This window comes from Flavobacterium panacagri, assembly GCF_030378165.1.
GTDB lineage: Bacteria > Bacteroidota > Bacteroidia > Flavobacteriales > Flavobacteriaceae > Flavobacterium > Flavobacterium panacagri.
The window spans coordinates 1-16,553 of sequence record NZ_CP119766.1 but is presented as its reverse complement, the minus strand read 5'-3'; the positions used below and the strand labels follow the sequence as shown (position 1 = coordinate 16,553).

The 16,553-nt window shown below is 33.0% G+C and carries 16 protein-coding genes; 3 read left to right on the top strand and 13 right to left on the bottom strand.

Annotation, left to right across the window (positions count from 1 at the left end):
- Window positions 1–49: 49 nt before the first annotated feature.
- Complete coding sequence (locus P2W65_RS00080; protein WP_289662603.1) at window positions 50–1,498, bottom strand: glyceraldehyde-3-phosphate dehydrogenase; 1,449 nt, start codon at window positions 1,496–1,498, stop codon at window positions 50–52.
- Between the two features lie 213 nt (window positions 1,499–1,711).
- Window positions 1,712–3,112, bottom strand: coding sequence for a trypsin-like peptidase domain-containing protein (locus P2W65_RS00075; protein ID WP_289662602.1), 1,401 nt, complete (start codon window positions 3,110–3,112; stop codon window positions 1,712–1,714).
- A gap of 325 nt (window positions 3,113–3,437) precedes the next feature.
- Here P2W65_RS00075 and P2W65_RS00070 point away from each other — a divergent pair, with 325 nt between their 5' ends.
- The 3 genes from P2W65_RS00070 to P2W65_RS00060 all read left to right on the top strand — a co-directional run bounded on the left by P2W65_RS00070 (window position 3,438) and on the right by P2W65_RS00060 (window position 6,147).
- Window positions 3,438–3,971, top strand: coding sequence for a GNAT family N-acetyltransferase (locus tag P2W65_RS00070; RefSeq protein WP_179002409.1), 534 nt, complete (start codon window positions 3,438–3,440; stop codon window positions 3,969–3,971).
- Between the two features lie 10 nt (window positions 3,972–3,981).
- Window positions 3,982–5,022: an endolytic transglycosylase MltG gene (gene mltG / locus P2W65_RS00065; protein WP_289662601.1), complete on the top strand. Its 1,041-nt coding sequence runs from the start codon at window positions 3,982–3,984 to the stop codon at window positions 5,020–5,022.
- A gap of 483 nt (window positions 5,023–5,505) precedes the next feature.
- Window positions 5,506–6,147 (top strand): peptidoglycan-binding protein LysM, encoded by a 642-nt coding sequence (locus tag P2W65_RS00060; RefSeq protein WP_179002407.1) that lies wholly within the window; start codon window positions 5,506–5,508, stop codon window positions 6,145–6,147.
- A gap of 38 nt (window positions 6,148–6,185) precedes the next feature.
- On the opposite strand, the gene scpA is transcribed toward P2W65_RS00060, so the two are convergent.
- From scpA to dnaA, 11 genes are all read right to left on the bottom strand, one after another.
- Window positions 6,186–8,324, bottom strand: coding sequence for a methylmalonyl-CoA mutase (gene scpA / locus P2W65_RS00055; RefSeq protein WP_289662598.1), 2,139 nt, complete (start codon window positions 8,322–8,324; stop codon window positions 6,186–6,188).
- A gap of 12 nt (window positions 8,325–8,336) precedes the next feature.
- A complete protein-coding gene (locus tag P2W65_RS00050) occupies window positions 8,337–8,525 on the bottom strand; it encodes a hypothetical protein (RefSeq protein ID WP_289662597.1) in 189 nt (62 codons plus the stop codon).
- Window positions 8,526–8,563: 38 nt separating this feature from the next.
- Window positions 8,564–9,928, bottom strand: coding sequence for a methylmalonyl-CoA mutase subunit beta (locus P2W65_RS00045; protein ID WP_289662595.1), 1,365 nt, complete (start codon window positions 9,926–9,928; stop codon window positions 8,564–8,566).
- 14 nt (window positions 9,929–9,942) lie between these two features.
- Window positions 9,943–10,275: an FtsB family cell division protein gene (locus tag P2W65_RS00040; RefSeq protein ID WP_091492291.1), complete on the bottom strand. Its 333-nt coding sequence runs from the start codon at window positions 10,273–10,275 to the stop codon at window positions 9,943–9,945.
- A 157-nt stretch (window positions 10,276–10,432) separates the two neighbouring features.
- Window positions 10,433–11,041 (bottom strand): uridine kinase, encoded by a 609-nt coding sequence (gene udk / locus P2W65_RS00035; RefSeq protein WP_091492289.1) that lies wholly within the window; start codon window positions 11,039–11,041, stop codon window positions 10,433–10,435.
- Between the two features lie 254 nt (window positions 11,042–11,295).
- Window positions 11,296–12,177, bottom strand: a complete 882-nt coding sequence (locus tag P2W65_RS00030) for an SDR family oxidoreductase (protein ID WP_179002403.1) — start codon at window positions 12,175–12,177, stop codon at window positions 11,296–11,298.
- A gap of 76 nt (window positions 12,178–12,253) precedes the next feature.
- Window positions 12,254–13,381 (bottom strand): methionine aminotransferase, encoded by a 1,128-nt coding sequence (locus P2W65_RS00025; protein WP_289662593.1) that lies wholly within the window; start codon window positions 13,379–13,381, stop codon window positions 12,254–12,256.
- Between the two features lie 35 nt (window positions 13,382–13,416).
- Window positions 13,417–13,854 carry an energy transducer TonB gene (locus P2W65_RS00020; protein ID WP_289662592.1) on the bottom strand — a complete coding sequence of 146 codons (438 nt, stop codon included), beginning with the start codon at window positions 13,852–13,854 and terminating at the stop codon, window positions 13,417–13,419.
- A 20-nt stretch (window positions 13,855–13,874) separates the two neighbouring features.
- Entirely contained in the window at window positions 13,875–14,588 is a 714-nt protein-coding gene (locus tag P2W65_RS00015; RefSeq protein ID WP_289662591.1) for an SAM-dependent methyltransferase, read from the bottom strand.
- A 61-nt stretch (window positions 14,589–14,649) separates the two neighbouring features.
- Window positions 14,650–15,117, bottom strand: a complete 468-nt coding sequence (locus P2W65_RS00010; RefSeq protein ID WP_289662590.1) for a low molecular weight protein-tyrosine-phosphatase — start codon at window positions 15,115–15,117, stop codon at window positions 14,650–14,652.
- A gap of 8 nt (window positions 15,118–15,125) precedes the next feature.
- Window positions 15,126–16,553 carry a chromosomal replication initiator protein DnaA gene (dnaA, locus tag P2W65_RS00005; RefSeq protein WP_091492283.1) on the bottom strand — a complete coding sequence of 476 codons (1,428 nt, stop codon included), beginning with the start codon at window positions 16,551–16,553 and terminating at the stop codon, window positions 15,126–15,128.

Here is a 16,553-nt window from a genome sequence, read left to right as displayed (position 1 = left end):
AAACCACCAAGAAGTCTTGATGGTTTTCAATTGAGTTAGTTTAGTTGAATTAATAATAAGTATAACGTCTTACTTTGGCAATATATTTTGCCAGACGAATTACCTGATGACTATAACCGAATTCGTTGTCATACCAGATATACAATACAATATTTTTCCCGTCTTTCGAAACAATCGTAGCATTACTGTCATAAATGGATGGAGCAGAAGTTCCTACAATGTCAGAGGATACCAGCTCATTGTTCAATGAATATTTAATTTGCTCGACCAATTCTCCTTCCAGAGCATATTTCTTCATAATTTTATTAATCCCGGCGATTGATGTCGCTTTTTTTACTTCTAGATTTAAAACTACCAATGATCCGTTTGGTACAGGAACACGAATAGCATTTGAAGTCAATTTCCCTTCCAATGAAGGCAATGCTTTTGCAACAGCACTTCCTGCGCCTGTTTCCGTAATCACCATATTTAGAGCTGCAGCTCTTCCACGACGGTACTTTTTATGCATATTATCTACCAAATTCTGATCATTTGTATAAGAATGAATGGTTTCTAAATGCCCTTTTGCAACGCCTAAAGTATCTTCGATTACTTTTAAAACAGGAGTTATGGCATTTGTAGTACAGGATGCAGCAGAAAAAATATCAACTTCATCAGGATTATAATCGTTTTGATTTACACCATAAACAATATTCGGTACGCCTTTACCCGGAGCGGTCAGCAACACTTTTTCAACACCATTTGATTCTAAATGTCTCCTTAAAGCTTCTTCAGTTGTATAGGCTCCCGTATTATCAATCAATAAGGCTTCATTAATTTCGTATTGAGTATAATCTATTTCTTCCGGAGAATTTGCTGTTATAATATGAACCGTTGTTCCGTTGATAATTAAAGCATTATTTTTAGGATCAGCAATTACAGATCCATGAAAGTCCCCGTGTATGGAATCATAACGCAAAAGAGAAGCTCGTTTCTCCAAACTTGTTGCATCATTTTTATCACGTGTTACAATAGCTCTCAAACGCAATTGATTTCCTTTTCCTGTTTTTGACATTAGCTCTCTTGCTAATAAACGTCCAATTCTTCCAAAACCATAAAGAATCACATCTTTCGGATGGATTTCTTTTGATGTTTTTGCTTTTTTCAATTTATCAATAACAAAATATCTTGCGTCAGGATATTTTTCATCTTCTAAACCATATTCGTAAGTTAATTTGCCGAGATCAATTTTCGCAGGTGGAAGATCTAAAGATAAAACAACCTTCGCAATTTCAACAGAGTCGAAAATGGTAATTGGTTTACCGACAAATTCGCCAGCATATTGATGAAGATTGATAATATCGCTGACATTTTTATCTAAGAGCTGATTTTTAAATAAAACCATTTCTATTGATTTGTCATACCATAAATCGCTTATGATTTTGATTAATTCGACACCAGCTCTTCTTCGGTCGACTTGTAAGGATACCTCTTTTTGGTACAAAGATTTGTTGTTCATAATTGTTAAATTGAAATAATAAAACGCTCACTTATTTTATAATTTGGCGCAAAAGTATCTATTTCAATCGATTTCGTAAACTATTTTAGCATTTATTTTTGAAAATGAAAAAGCCACCTTAATTTCTTAAGATGGCTTTTTTTTTTAAGTTTTCAGTCGCAGTTACAGTTTACATTCAGACTGTAAACTGTAACTGCGACTAAATAATGTGAATTAAATAATAATTCTAAAAATCTCTCCGTTTCTATTGATCATTTCGATTCGAACACTTTGGCCTTCGTCTTTTTTACTCAATAATTTAGAAACAGTTTCAACATTCGTAGCTTTTACATTGTCGATGCTAAGAATGATATTTCCTTGCAATTCATTTTGATATTGCATCAAGTTTTCATTCGTAATGTTTTTGATTTTTACACCATAATCAATTCTGAATTTTTTCTTATCAGCAGCATCAATGTTTTCTAATTCAATTCCTTTAAATTCGGCACTGTAAAATTCATTTTTACTTAAAGTTACAGGAACTGTTTTTGTTTTTCCGTCTTTGATATAAGTTACTTTTACCACATCATTTGGACGTTTAGTATTAATATATCCTGATAAATCTGCGTAAGTAGAGATATTTTGATCATCTAGTTTTACAATAATATCGCCTTTACCTAAACCAGCTTTTTCTGCACCAGAATTTTTAGAAACTCTATTGATATAGAAACCTTGAGTTTCAGTTACGCCTAATTCTTTAGAAGCCGTTGCATTCAATTCGCCACCTTCAACACCTAAAATCCCTCTTTGAACATTTCCGTACTCCATAATATCTTCGATAATTTTTCGAGCAATATTAGAAGGGACTGCAAAAGAATATCCAACGTATGAACCCGTCATAGAAGAAATCATTGTATTAATTCCGATTAATTCTCCTCTGGCATTTACTAACGCTCCACCGCTATTACCTGGGTTTACAGCAGCATCAGTTTGAATAAATGACTGAATACCACTTTGGTCTAAATTTCTGGCTTTCGCCGAAACAATTCCGGCAGTTACCGTTGAAGTTAAATTGTACGGATTTCCAACTGCTAATACCCATTCTCCTACTTTTACACTATCAGAATTTGCAAACGCAGTGTAAGGAAGTTTTTCGTCAGCATTGATTTTCAACAAAGCAATATCCATTTTAGAGTCAGTTCCAATTAGTTTTGCCTTGTATGATTTTTTGTTGTTTAAAGTAATCTCAATTTCTGTAGCATCTTTAATTACGTGATTGTTCGTAACAATGTATCCGTCTTCAGAGATAATGACGCCAGAACCAGTTCCTACCTGTTCTTGCTGTTGCTGTCCGCCATAACCATAGAAAAATTCAAGCATTGGGTTACTAACAGTTCTTCGCGAAACGTTTTTAACGTGAACAACAGTGTGGATTGTTTTGTCGGCGGCTTCGGTAAAATCGACTGTTTCAGCTCCTAAACCAACATTTTTTCCACAAGAGTTTGGGGCAAGAGTTACAACAGAATTTCCTTTTCCAAAAAAAGAATTGTTGCTTTCAAATAATAACTTGTAAGCACCAAGAGTAATAGCACCACTCAATAATGACACTAAAAATAAGGCTGAAAATCTTTTCATATTAAAATATGTAATTAAGTTATTAGAATTTATGTTCCTGTTTTATTTAACGTAAAATTACTTCAAAAAATTATTTGTAAAAACGGTTTAACGCTCTTTAACAATGATTAACATTTCCTTAATTATTAGTTCGTATTTTTGTCTTTTAAAATGAGCGGAATGTAGCTGTAGTTTTATAATTAATAATTGCATTTGTAATAATTTAAGAGTATTGCTGTTTTTATTTTGATACAATTATGTATTTATTGATTATATCTTCAAAGGAAACAAATTGGCAAATTGATTAAAAATTTGTCTTTTTCAGTAAAAAAAAGAAATATTATAGATGATAACATTAAAAGGAGAAACGATTTATTTGCGGGCTCTAGAACCAGAAGATTTAGAGTTTATTTATACCATTGAAAATGATCAGAACATTTGGGAAGTGAGCAATACACAAACCCCATATAGTCGTTTTTTAATTAAACAGTATTTAGAAAATGCGCATCAGGATATTTATGAGGCAAAACAACTTCGTTTGGCAATCTGTCAAGATGAAGATTTTCCTGCGCTTGGATTGATAGATTTATTCGATTTTGATCCGAGAAATAACAGGGCAGGTATTGGGATTGTAATTCAGAAAGAAGAAAATAAAGGGCAAAATATTGGTTCTGAGGCTTTAGAGCTTTTAATTAAATACGCTTTTTATAATTTAAACCTTCATCAGCTGTATGCAAATATAGGAGTTGAAAATGCAGCTAGTATCGCACTTTTTACTAAATTTGGTTTTGAAAAAATCGGAATAAAGAAAGATTGGATTTTGCTTCATAATAAATATCAAGATGAAGCCGTTTTTCAACTAATTAATAAACAAATTTAAATTTTAAGCTTTGAGTCTAAAGAAAATAATCACAATAAGTGCCGTAGCCATAATTTCAGTTTTATTGATTTATGGTTTTATTTTAATCAGTAAAATTTTTAGTTCGAATACTAAATTCGAGGAAAAAGAATTGTACGTTCATGTACCAACTGGTGCTAACTATGCAGATGTAAAAAAGATCTTAGCTCCGTATGTAAAAAACTTTGATAATTTTGAGTTAGTTGCAGAGAAGAGAGATTATCCGGAAAATGTAAAATCGGGCCGTTTTCTTTTAAAGAAAGACATGAACAATATTGATTTGGTAAGAGCAATGCGTTCGAATGTTCCAGTTAAATTAGTATTTAACAATCAGGAACGTTTAGAAAATTTTGCAGGAAGAATTGGTTCAGAAATCGAAGCGGACAGTTTGTCTTTATTGAAAGCCATTAAAGATTCTACTTTCCTTGCAGCAAATGGCTTTAATGAAGAAAACGTTTTTGCTATGTTTATTCCAAATACTTATGAAATTTATTGGAATACTTCTGCAGAAAAGTTCCGTGATAAAATGATTAAAGAATATCATAATTTCTGGACAGAAGAAAGAATAGCTAAAGCTAAGGCGCAAGGATTAACTCCAGTTCAGGCTACAATTTTAGCTTCAATTGTGCACAAAGAGTCGGTTAAAAAAGACGAAAGACCTCGTATTGCAGGTGTTTACCTAAACCGTTTACGTTTAGAAATGCCTTTGCAAGCAGATCCAACTGTTATTTATGCCTTGAAACTTCGAGATAATAATTTTGATCAAGTAATTAAAAGAGTTTTTTATAATGATTTGGTAATGAGATCTCCATATAATACTTATATGAATAAAGGACTTCCTCCTGGGCCAATTGCGATGCCAGATATTACAGCATTAGAGGCGGTTTTAAATCCAGAAAAGAATGATTATATCTATTTCTGCGCAAGCGTTGATCGTTTTGGATATCATGAATTTGCAGCAACTTTGGCAGAGCATAATGTAAATGCAAAAAAATATTCTGACTGGATTGCTAGTCAGGGAGTGACAAGATAATTTTTACGTCAAAAATAGTATCAAAACCGAAGTACAATTTACTTCGGTTTTTTTATTCCTTTTTTTTAAATATATAGGAGGTAAGTATTAAATTTTGTCAAATTAGTATTTTGACTATTTTTTAGTTTATCGTAATGAAAAAATAACCATTTTTTAATGATGAATTTTATAAAATTCAAAATGAGGCTTTCAAAATTTGATTAAAAAATGATTAAAATATTGTAATCTATTTCTTTCTTTTTAGCCTTTTTTGCTTAAAATTAATATAAAATTCAATTTTTTTTGTCCCTAATTTCCAATTTTTAGAGGAGAAAATCTTATCTCAAAATCTTTTGGAATCCATTAATATAACTGGGATGAAAGCGAATCTCAATTTTTGGTCAAAAATGTTAAAATGCTGGTTTTAAGCATATTTTGAAAATGTCTTATCTTTGCAACGTAGAAATTTCAAGAGGGTGACAGCGTTTTGAAGAAAAACAATTTATGATAAAGAAATGGTATTTTTATGCGAGTTTAGTCGTTATTATTACATTTTTAAGTTTGGGATTTATTCCCTCAAACCATGAAACCAAACCTTGGTTTTTAATTGAAAAAACAGATGGATCTGAATATATTTTTCCATCGAAAGAAAAAGAGGATTATCCAAAGATTACCAATGTCCCATTCACAGGAAATCGTCTTATAGGATTTAAAGAAGCAGTTGCTTTTAAAGAATCACAAGGGCAGTACAGACTAGTAAACACTCTTGGTTATATGGGTAAATATCAATTTGGTTCTAAAGCTTTAAGAGCAATTGGAATTAATGATAACAAAGCCTTTTTAAAAGATCCTGCTCTACAAGAAAAAGCCTTTCTTACTTTGTTAGCTAAAAACAAATGGATTTTGCGCTACGAAATTAAAAAGTATGAAGGTAAAATTATTAATGGTATTGAAATTACCGAATCTGGAATTTTAGCTGCAGCGCATTTAGGTGGTGCGGGTTCTGTAAAGAATTTTTTCAAGAATAACGGAGGCAGACATTTTAGAGATGCTTTCGGAACTTCTTTGAAAAGCTATATGAGAGATTTTGCGGGTTATGATCTGTCTTTTATAGAAGCAGATAATAATGCCACAGTTAACGACTAAATGAAAAAAGAAAATCCCCTTGAAAAGGGATTTTCTTTTTAATCTATTAAAGCTTCTAAAATCTTTATTGCTGCTTCACTTATTTTAGTTCCTGGGCCAAAAACAGCCGAAGCGCCTGCATCAAATAAGAATTGATAGTCCTTCGACGGAATTACACCGCCGACAATAACCATTATATCTTCTCGTCCATGTTTTTTTAGTTCTTCTATTACTTGTGGCACTAATGTTTTGTGACCAGCGGCTAAAGATGAAACACCTAAAATATGAACATCATTTTCGACAGCTTGTTTTGCAGCTTCAGCAGGAGTTTGAAACAACGGCCCAATGTCCACATCAAAACCTACATCGGCATAACCTGTAGCGACTACTTTTGCACCACGATCGTGACCATCTTGTCCCATTTTTGCAATCATAATTCTAGGACGTCTTCCTTCTTGTTTAGCAAAAACATCAGCTAGTTGTTTTGCTTTTTCAAAATTCTCGTCATTTTTTATTGCTGCACTATACACACCGCTAAAAGATTTAATTTGCGCTTTGAAACGACCAAAAACAGTTTCTAATGCATTACTGATTTCGCCTAATGTTGCTCTGTTTCTGGCCGCTTCAATGGCATTTTCTAATAAATTGCCTTCTCCCGTTTGCGCACAAAGGATTAATTTTTCCAGTGAATTATTTACTTTTTCAGTATCTCGTGTTCGTTTTATTTCTTCCAGTCGTTCTATCTGCTGTCTTCGAACGGACTGATTATCTACATCCAGAATATCTAACGGGTCTTCTTTTTCTAAACGATATTTATTTACGCCAACAATAATGTCTTGTCCGCTGTCAATACGAGCTTGTTTTCTTGCTGCAGCTTCTTCGATTCGAAGTTTTGGAATTCCAGCTTCAATAGCTTTGGTCATTCCGCCTAATTCTTCTACTTCTTCAATTAATTTCCAAGTCTTTTCAACGATTTCATTGGTTAAGTTTTCTACATAATAACTTCCTGCCCAAGGATCTACTGTTTTGGTAATTTTAGTTTCTTCCTGAAGAAAAATTTGAGTATTACGGGCAATTCTTGCCGAGAAATCGGTTGGAAGTGCAATGGCTTCATCTAAAGCGTTTGTATGTAAAGATTGTGTTCCTCCAAAAACAGCTGCAGTGGCTTCAATGCAAGTTCTGGCTACATTGTTAAAAGGATCTTGTTCGGTTAAACTCCAGCCGCTGGTTTGACAGTGCGTTCTTAAAGCCAGCGATTTATCACTTTTAGGATTGAACTGTTGTAATAGTTTCGCCCAAATCATTCTGCCGGCTCTCATTTTAGCAATTTCCATAAAATGATTCATGCCAATTGCCCAAAAGAAAGATAATCTCGGAGCAAATTCATCAATAGTCATTCCTGTCGATAATCCGGTTCTAATATATTCTAGACCATCGGCTAAAGTATAAGCTAATTCAATATCAGCAGTTGCTCCAGCTTCCTGCATGTGATAACCCGAGATGGAAATAGAATTAAATTTTGGCATTTTTTTGCTGCTAAATTCAAAAATATCAGCAATTATTTTCATGGAAGGAGTTGGCGGATAGATATATGTATTTCTAACCATAAACTCCTTTAAAATATCGTTTTGGATTGTTCCTGCTAGTTTTTCTGGACTTACACCTTGTTCTTCCGCAGCAACAATATAGAAAGCCATAATAGGTAAAACGGCTCCATTCATAGTCATCGATACCGACATTTCATCAAGCGGAATCTGATCGAAAAGTATTTTCATATCTTCAACAGAATCAATGGCTACTCCTGCTTTTCCAACATCGCCAACAACTCTTTCGTGATCGGAATCGTAACCGCGGTGTGTTGGTAAATCAAATGCGATGGAAAGTCCTTTTTGGCCTGCTGCTAAATTCTTTCTGTAAAAAGCATTGCTTTCTTCGGCTGTAGAGAATCCTGCATATTGACGAATAGTCCACGGCCGTCTTACGTACATTGTAGCATAAGGCCCGCGTAAATTCGGTGCAAAACCAGCTCCGAAATCAAGAAATTCTAATTCTTCTATATCTTTTTCAGAATAGTCTTTTTTGATTTCGATTCCTTCGGCAGTGATGAAGTTTTGAGTTATAAGTACTGAGTTATTCGTCAGTTCATCTAACTTTTCACTTTTCACTTCTAACTTTATATGTTTAAGGTCTTTTCTCAATTGTAAATATTGTTATTTAAATACGTTTAAATCTCTTTCGATTTCTTCTAAAAATTCATCGATGCTAGAGACATTATTTGGGTTTTTTAAATAATCTTCTGTTCGTTTCCTAACTTCAGCAATTTGCCATTTAGGAATTTTGTATTCAGTTTTAGTTATTGAATCGTTTTCAACTGATATGATTTTTTTAAGTCTTTTCATAATGCGCTAAATTTATATTCAATGACTTGATTTTGATTCTATTCGAATTCTAATCTTTCCTGCTCCATTTTCTCTGCCAATCTTTTCTCAATAATTGGTGTAATTAATGTTTTTCTCGGTTTTATTTTTACAAAAGGAAACAATTCCAAATCATGTTTCATTCGGTCTTCTTTGTTTGGATATTTATTTGTGCCCAAAAGAATTTCCTTTTTAGAATCGAATAGTTCCTGCTCTTTATTGGCGCTTTCTTGAATTTTCTTTTTGATTGTGCCGTCGTTTAAAAGTTTTAAGAAACCTCCATTGGATTCAATTTCCTTAAATAAACTCAAGCTTTTTTCAGCCAGCTGCATTGTTAAACTTTCGATATAATAACTTCCATCAGCTGGATTATTTACTTTGTCAAAATAACTTTCATGTTTTAAAATCAAAAGCTGATTTCTAGCAATTCGATCTCCAAATTCGTTGTCTTTATGATATAAAGCATCGTAAGGTAAATTAGCAATAGCATCAGCACCTCCTAAAATTGCCGACATACATTCGGTTGTAGTACGAAGCATATTCACATTGTAATCGTAAATTGTTTTATTGCGTTTTGTTGGCGTAACCAAAAAATGACATTTTATTTTAGAATTGTATTCTCCGGCAATTAAATCAAAAAGCATTCTAAGCGCACGAAGTTTAGCAATTTCAAAGAAATAATTCGTTCCAACTGAAATCTGAAAAACAATTGGTTTTGTAAAATCTGAATAACGATTTAAATATTCGTTAGCATGCGCTAGACTGTAAGCTATTTGTTGCGTAATATTGGCACCAGAATTTTGACATAAACCTAAATCAACACTTAAGAGATTTAAGTTAGTTGTATTTTTAAAAAGTAAATCTAAAGTTTCAAAATTATTTTTTTCCGAAGTTATAAACCAATTTCCTTCACGAGCCAATTGTCCGATTGGATCAAAATTGCAGTAAAAAACAGCCTTTTTCTGAATCGAAATGGTATCTAATAATTTTACGAAATCGATTGAAATAAAGCTTAAATGAAAGTAAACAGTTTTATCTTCCAAAGGAAGATTTTCCAATAGTTTTTGCACATCAATTTTATCATTTTGAATGGTAAAACGAATACTTTCTGCGCCTCTTTCTAAAGTGTTTAAAGCTCTTTCTATAGATTTGTCAACATCAAAAACAAAGATATTCTGGCAGATTTTAAAATCAGAAGCTTTTGTGTTGACAGTGGCAACCTTCGAAAATTCGTCGCTGTGATAAAATGGTTTTACCTGAATGTCTTCTGGAGAATTCCAAATAACAGTTTGGTTGTAATCGGCTCCATCTAATTCAAACTGAATTTTTTGTTTCCATTGTTTGGATGAAATCGGATTAAAATCGTCGAATAGGTTAGTGGCCATTGTAGTTTTTTTGATTATTCTTTTTCTTGAATTGTGTCTCCTTCAAATTGAATGATATAAATATCTTCGCTGTCTTTTTTCATGAAATACTTTTCACGGGCGTATTTCTCAATTTGTTCAGGATTTTTTAATTGTTTGATCTGTTCCTGATCTTTTTTGATTTCTTCTTGATAATATTTTTTATTATCCTCAAGTTCATGTATTTGTTCATCTAAGAAACGATGATCAAAATAGGAGTAATTGTCTAAAAATAACATCCAAACGACAAAAAAGAGCAAAACCCAAACGTATTTGTTGCCTAGGTATTTGAACCATTTTTTGTCTTTGTATGGATTTTTAAATTTCATCTTTAAACGAATATTTCTTTTGAATATGATTGGTCTTTTCTAGCCCCGATAGTAGTGAAAATCCTTTTGTGTCTCGTTTCTTTAACGAGACACAAAAGATTGAAACGAATAGCGGGAAACAGCTCCTAATTATTATGGTTTAAATTTACGATAAAAATTATGAAATTCGCTGATTAATTACAGCGCGAACTACATCAATTGCTACTGTATTGTATTTGTCATTCGGGATAATGATGTCTGCAAAAGCCTTAGATGGTTCAATAAATTGCTCGTGCATAGGTTTTAAGGTAGTTTGGTAACGGTTTAAAACTTCATCGATATCTCTTCCGCGTTCTGAAATATCTCTTTTTAAACGACGAATTAATCTTTCGTCAGAATCGGCGTGAACGAAAATTTTAATATCGAACATATCGCGTAATTCTGGATTCGTTAGAATTAAAATTCCTTCGACAATCATTACTTTTCTTGGATGAGTTGAAACCGTATCATCTGTTCTGTTATGTTGTACAAAAGAATAAACAGGTTGGTCAATTGTTTCTCCTGCCTTTAAAGCTTTAAGATGATTTACCAACAAATCAAAATCGATCGCACGTGGATGGTCAAAATTAATTAATGCTCTTTCGTCAAAAGACAAGTTAGTTGTTTCTTTATAGTAAGAATCTTGAGAAATTACGCCAACTTCTGTATGTGGTAATTCATTCATGATTTGGTGTACTACTGTCGTTTTTCCACTTCCAGTTCCTCCTGCAATTCCAATAATGAGCATAAAATATTTGTTTGATTATTTGTTACGCAAAAATAATAATTTAACTGAATTGCTAAACATATTGTTTGTTTTAAACCATATAAGTAATGGAAGTAAATTTAAGCAATCAGATTTTTAAACATTTTTTTACTTCATTGAACTTATATCACTTATATGGTTAAAAAGCATAAAAAAATCCCGAAAGTAAACCTTCGGGATTTCGTGCAATCAGTATAGTTTTAAAAAAATATTCTGAATTTAGTAAGCACTTGTAATTATTTATTCTTTTTTGCTTTTATCATCATTTCCAGCTGATCCCAAAGTTCTTCTGGAATTGCTTCTAATAAATTGAATTGTCCTGCGCCTTTCAGCCATTCTCCTCCATCAATTGTAATTACGTCTCCGTTGATGTAAGACGAAAAATCTGAAACCAGGTAAGCGGCCAAATTGGCTAATTCCTGATGATCTCCAACTCTTTTTAATGGTACTTTTTTAGCCATATCAAATTTTTCAGCAAGATCTCCTGGCAATAATCTGTCCCAAGCTCCTTTTGTAGGGAATGGGCCAGGGGCAATGGCATTGGAACGAATTCCGTATTTTGCCCATTCTACAGCAAGACTTCTTGTCATGGCTAAAACTCCTGCTTTGGCAGTGGCACTAGGAACTACGTAAGCAGATCCTGTCCAAGCGTAAGTGGTTACAATATTTAAAATCGTTGCCGAAGTTTGTTTGGTGTCGATCCAATGTTTTCCAAAAGCTAGTGTACAGTTTTTAGAACCTTTTAGTACGATATCTATCACAGTATCAAATGCATTTGCAGATAATCTTTCTGTTGGGGAAATAAAATTTCCTGCCGCATTATTTAAAAGAACATCAACTTTACCGAAAACTTTTAAAGTTTCCTGAAGCATGTTTTCTACTTCTTCGTAATGACGAACATCACATTGCAGAGGCAAACATTTACCTCCAGTCTGGCTTTCCAGTTCGGCAGCTGTAGTTTTTAACTTCTCTAAATCTCTAGAAGTTATCGCTACTTGAGCTCCTAATTCGAGAAAATATTTGGTCATAGCTTTGCCTAAACCGCTTCCGCCGCCTGTAACGACAATGACTTTGCCTTTTAAAGCATCATCACGCAACATTTTATCTGTATAGCTCATACTTTTTCTTTTTTTGCAATATTAATTAAATAAAATAGGATGCACGCATAATAATGTTATAAAATTTCAATAAATTTTATATATCACATATTTTTTTTGCTGCGGACTCTAATGTGAAGTCATCTTTAGCAAAACAAAAACGTATTAATTTTTGGTCTTTATGATCCGAATAGAAAGTTGAAATAGGGATTGCTGCAACGCCATGATTAATTATTAAATTTTTGCAGAAAGTAACATCATCTTGCTCAGAAATGGCAGCATAAGAAGCGACTTGAAAATAAGTTCCTTCGCAGGGTTTTAATTCGAATCGGCTGTTTTGAAGCAGTTTCTGGAAATAATCTCTTTTTTCCTGATAGAATTTCCCTAACAAATTTACGTCAACAACATCTAAATATTCGTTGATAGCAAACTGCGAAATGCTATTGACGCTGAAAACTAAAAATTGATGTACTTTTTTGATTTCTTTCATTAAATATTCAGGTGCAATCGTGTAACCAATTTTCCAGCCTGTGATATGAAATGATTTTCCAAAAGAGGAAACCGTTACACAGCGGTCTAAAAGAAAACTTTTGGTGTGTGCAGAAATGTGTTTTTCTTCAAAAGTGATGTATTCATATACTTCATCAGATAAAATAATGATTTCTGGATATTTGGAAAGGATTTTTTCTAATTCGAGAAAATCGGCTTCCGTTAAAATTTTTCCCGTCGGATTATGCGGATTATTGATGATGATCATCTTACTCTTTTCAGAACAAGCTTTTTCAATTCTTTCCCAATTTGGCGTATAATCATCGTTTAGGGCAACCCGAACAGGTTTTGCTTTGCATAATAAAACAGGAGATTCGTAAGAATCATAACTTGGATCTAGAATAATTACTTCATCATTTTCTTTTACTAAAGCCAGAATCGTAGTGAAAATTCCCTGTGTCGCACCCGCTGTTATCAAAAGTTCTAAGTCAGGATTGATGATTTTGTTATAAGATTCCTGAGTTAGTTTTGCAATTTTGTTCATCAATGGAGGATAACCTGCCATTGGTGTATATTGGTGAACGTTTTCTTTTGCTAATCTCGCTACAATATCGGTTAATCTCTCGTCTACAGGAAAGTTTGGAAATCCCTGCGAAAGATTTATGGCATTGTATTCGGCTGCCATTTTTGACATTACCGTGAAAATGCTTGTGGTTACGTTAGGGAGTTTACTCATAGTTATTGGATAAGTGAGGAAGCTAAATTGTAATCTTATTGTTGCACAGGAAATACTAATGAATACAAAGTTCTGACTTCTTTATGGTTTAGTTTTCCAGGTTTCCATTTAGGAGATAATTTTAGAACTCTAACTAATTCCTCCCCAGTGCCATATCCAATATCTCGGAGGATTTTTATATCACTTAATGAACCATTTATTTCAATAATAAAAGTGGCAAATACTTTTCCTTGAGGAGTTGGTTTCTTGTTTGGTTTTTTATAGTTTTCATCTATAAATTGATGAAATTTTTGTGTCCCTCCAGGGAATTCAGGCTTTACGTCAATCCCGACAGGATTATAAATGTCGATTTCGTTAGGAGGAATAATATTTCCATTTAGATCTTTCTGAGGTTCGGGAGCTCTTCTGATTTCTCTTTGAGAAAATACACTTTGTGTAAAACTAATCAAAACTAAAATTAAAAGCTTTTTCATAAGGTGGTTTTAAGTTTAGTCTACATTTTATGAATAATAAAAATCGCAGGACGTTTATCAATATCAATTTTTAACTTCTTCCAATCCGAAATTTTCATTGTTTTGATAAATTCTGTTGGTAAAGTAATATCAGCAGCAATGCACAAATGTGTTGATGGATTTAAAATCTGCAAAAGATCTTCAATCAGTTTATTATTTCTGTATGGAGTTTCAATGAATAGTTGCGATTGATTTTTGTCATAAGATAATTTCTCAAAATGACGAATTGCTGATTTCTTTTCGTCTTTATCAATTGGTAAATAACCATTAAAAGTAAAACTTTGCCCGTTCATTCCGGAAGCCATCATAGCCAATAGGATAGAAGAAGGCCCAACCAACGGTACAACCTGAATTCCTTTTTCATGCGCCAGTTTTACAATGACAGCACCAGGATCTGCAACGCCCGGACAGCCAGCTTCACTCATTAAACCCATATTTTTTCCTTCTAATAAAGGTTTTATGAATTCTAAATGTTCGCTGGTTTCGGTACGTTTATTAAGGGTAAAAAGCACCAATTCAGATTGTTTTTTTTCAGGATAAACCGCTTTGATTGATTTTCTGGCAGTTTTATCATTTTCAACAATATAATGGTCAATAACTTCTATAGTTCTTCTTACAGTTTGTGGTAAAACGTCCATTGGATCGCTTTCGCCCATTGTAGTTGGAATTAAATATAGTTTTCCTAGAAGTTTCATGTGTATTGGATTAAAATTAAAAAATTCAATCATTTCTGTTTTAGAAACAATTGAATTGAAGTTAAGCGTGTTTTTTGATTAGTTTATCCGCGATGATATCGGTTACTTCGTCAAGCATTTGATAAACATTTTCAAATCCGTTTGTAGCACCAAAATAAGGATCTGGAACATCTACATTTTCGTCTGGAAATAATTCATTAAGAATTAAATGAATTTTATTTTTGTGTTCAGGTCTTTTGGCAAGGTGAGTTACATCATTAAAATTGGAATTGTCCATTACATAGATGTAATCAAACTCATCAAAATCACTGGTTTTGATTTGTCTTCCTTTTTGTTCGCTGATATTGATGCCGTATTTTTTTGCAACTTCAATAGAGCGTTTGTCTGGACAATGTCCAACATGCCAGGAACCTGTTCCTGCCGAATCGACAAAGAATTTATCTTTAGGTAATTTAGAAGCTAAAATTCCTTCTGCTAAAGGAGATCTACAGATATTCCCTAAACAAACCATTAAGATTTTTACAGGCATGATGCGTCTTAAAGCGTTAGTTTTTTATTAATGTCTTCCACAAACTTTTTAAATTGTTTGTCTGTAGAAACTAAGTTATCGACTGTTTTACAAGCATGAAGAACAGTGGCGTGATCACGGTCTCCAATTTGTGAACCAATATTAGCTAAAGAAGCCTTAGTGAATTTTTTAGCAAAAAACATCGCTAATTGTCTTGCTTGTACCACGTGCCTCTTTCGGGTTTTAGATTGAAGTGTCTCGATATCTAATTGGAAATAATCTGAAACGATTTTTTGGATATAATCGATAGAGATTTCTCTTTTTACATTTTTAACAAATTTCTCGACAACACTTTTTGCTAATTCAATCGTAACTTCTTTTTTGTTGAAAGAAGATTGAGCAATTAACGAAATAATAGCTCCTTCAAGCTCTCTAACGTTACTTTTAATGTTACGAGCAACATATTCTAAAATATCTTCCGGCATTTCTACACCATCACGATATAAGATGTTTTTTAAGATCGAAATACGCGTTTCGTAATCTGGCTGATGTAATTCTGCAGATAATCCCCATTTAAAACGGGACAATAATCTTTGTTCGATATCCTGCATGTCAACAGGAGCTTTGTCTGAAGTTAAGATTACTTGTTTTCCGTTTTGATGTAAATAGTTGAAAATATGGAAGAATACATCCTGAGTTCCTGATTTACCTGATAAGAACTGAACGTCGTCAATAATTAAAACGTCAATTAATTGGTAAAAGTGAATGAAATCATTACGATTATTCTTTTTTACCGAATCAATATATTGTTGTGTGAAAATCTCAGCAGAAATGTATAAAACCGTTTTTTCAGGGTATTTATCTTTTACTTCTACGCCTATAGCATGCGCTAAGTGCGTTTTTCCTAAACCAACTCCTCCAAAAATCAATAACGGATTAAATGAAGTTCCTCCAGGTTTATTGGCAACAGCCATACCTGCAGAACGAGCCAAACGGTTTGAATCTCCTTCTAAGAAATTATCAAAACTGTAGTTCGGATTTAACTGAGACTCAATTTTTAAATTTCTGATTCCAGGAATTACAAACGGATTTTTTAATTCAGGATTTAAATTTTTAAATGGAGCGTCAACCTCTTGTGGTTTCATTGGAACTCTGTTGGAACTTGGCAGCTGCTCGGTAAACGGCTGTTTATTTCCATAAGTGTTCTCCATTTTAATTTTATAGAGTAACTTTGCGTTTTTTCCCAGTTCTTTGGTAAGCGCAACTTTCAATAATTTTACGTAATGCTCTTCGAGCCATTCGTAGAAAAATTTACTTGGAACTTGAATATATAATGCGTTGTCGGTTAGCTCAACTGATTTGATTGGTTCGAACCAAGTTTTATATGCTTGGTCTTGAATATTATCCTTTATAAAGGACAAACAGTTTTCCCATACCGATTGAGCAGTTTTAGTCAT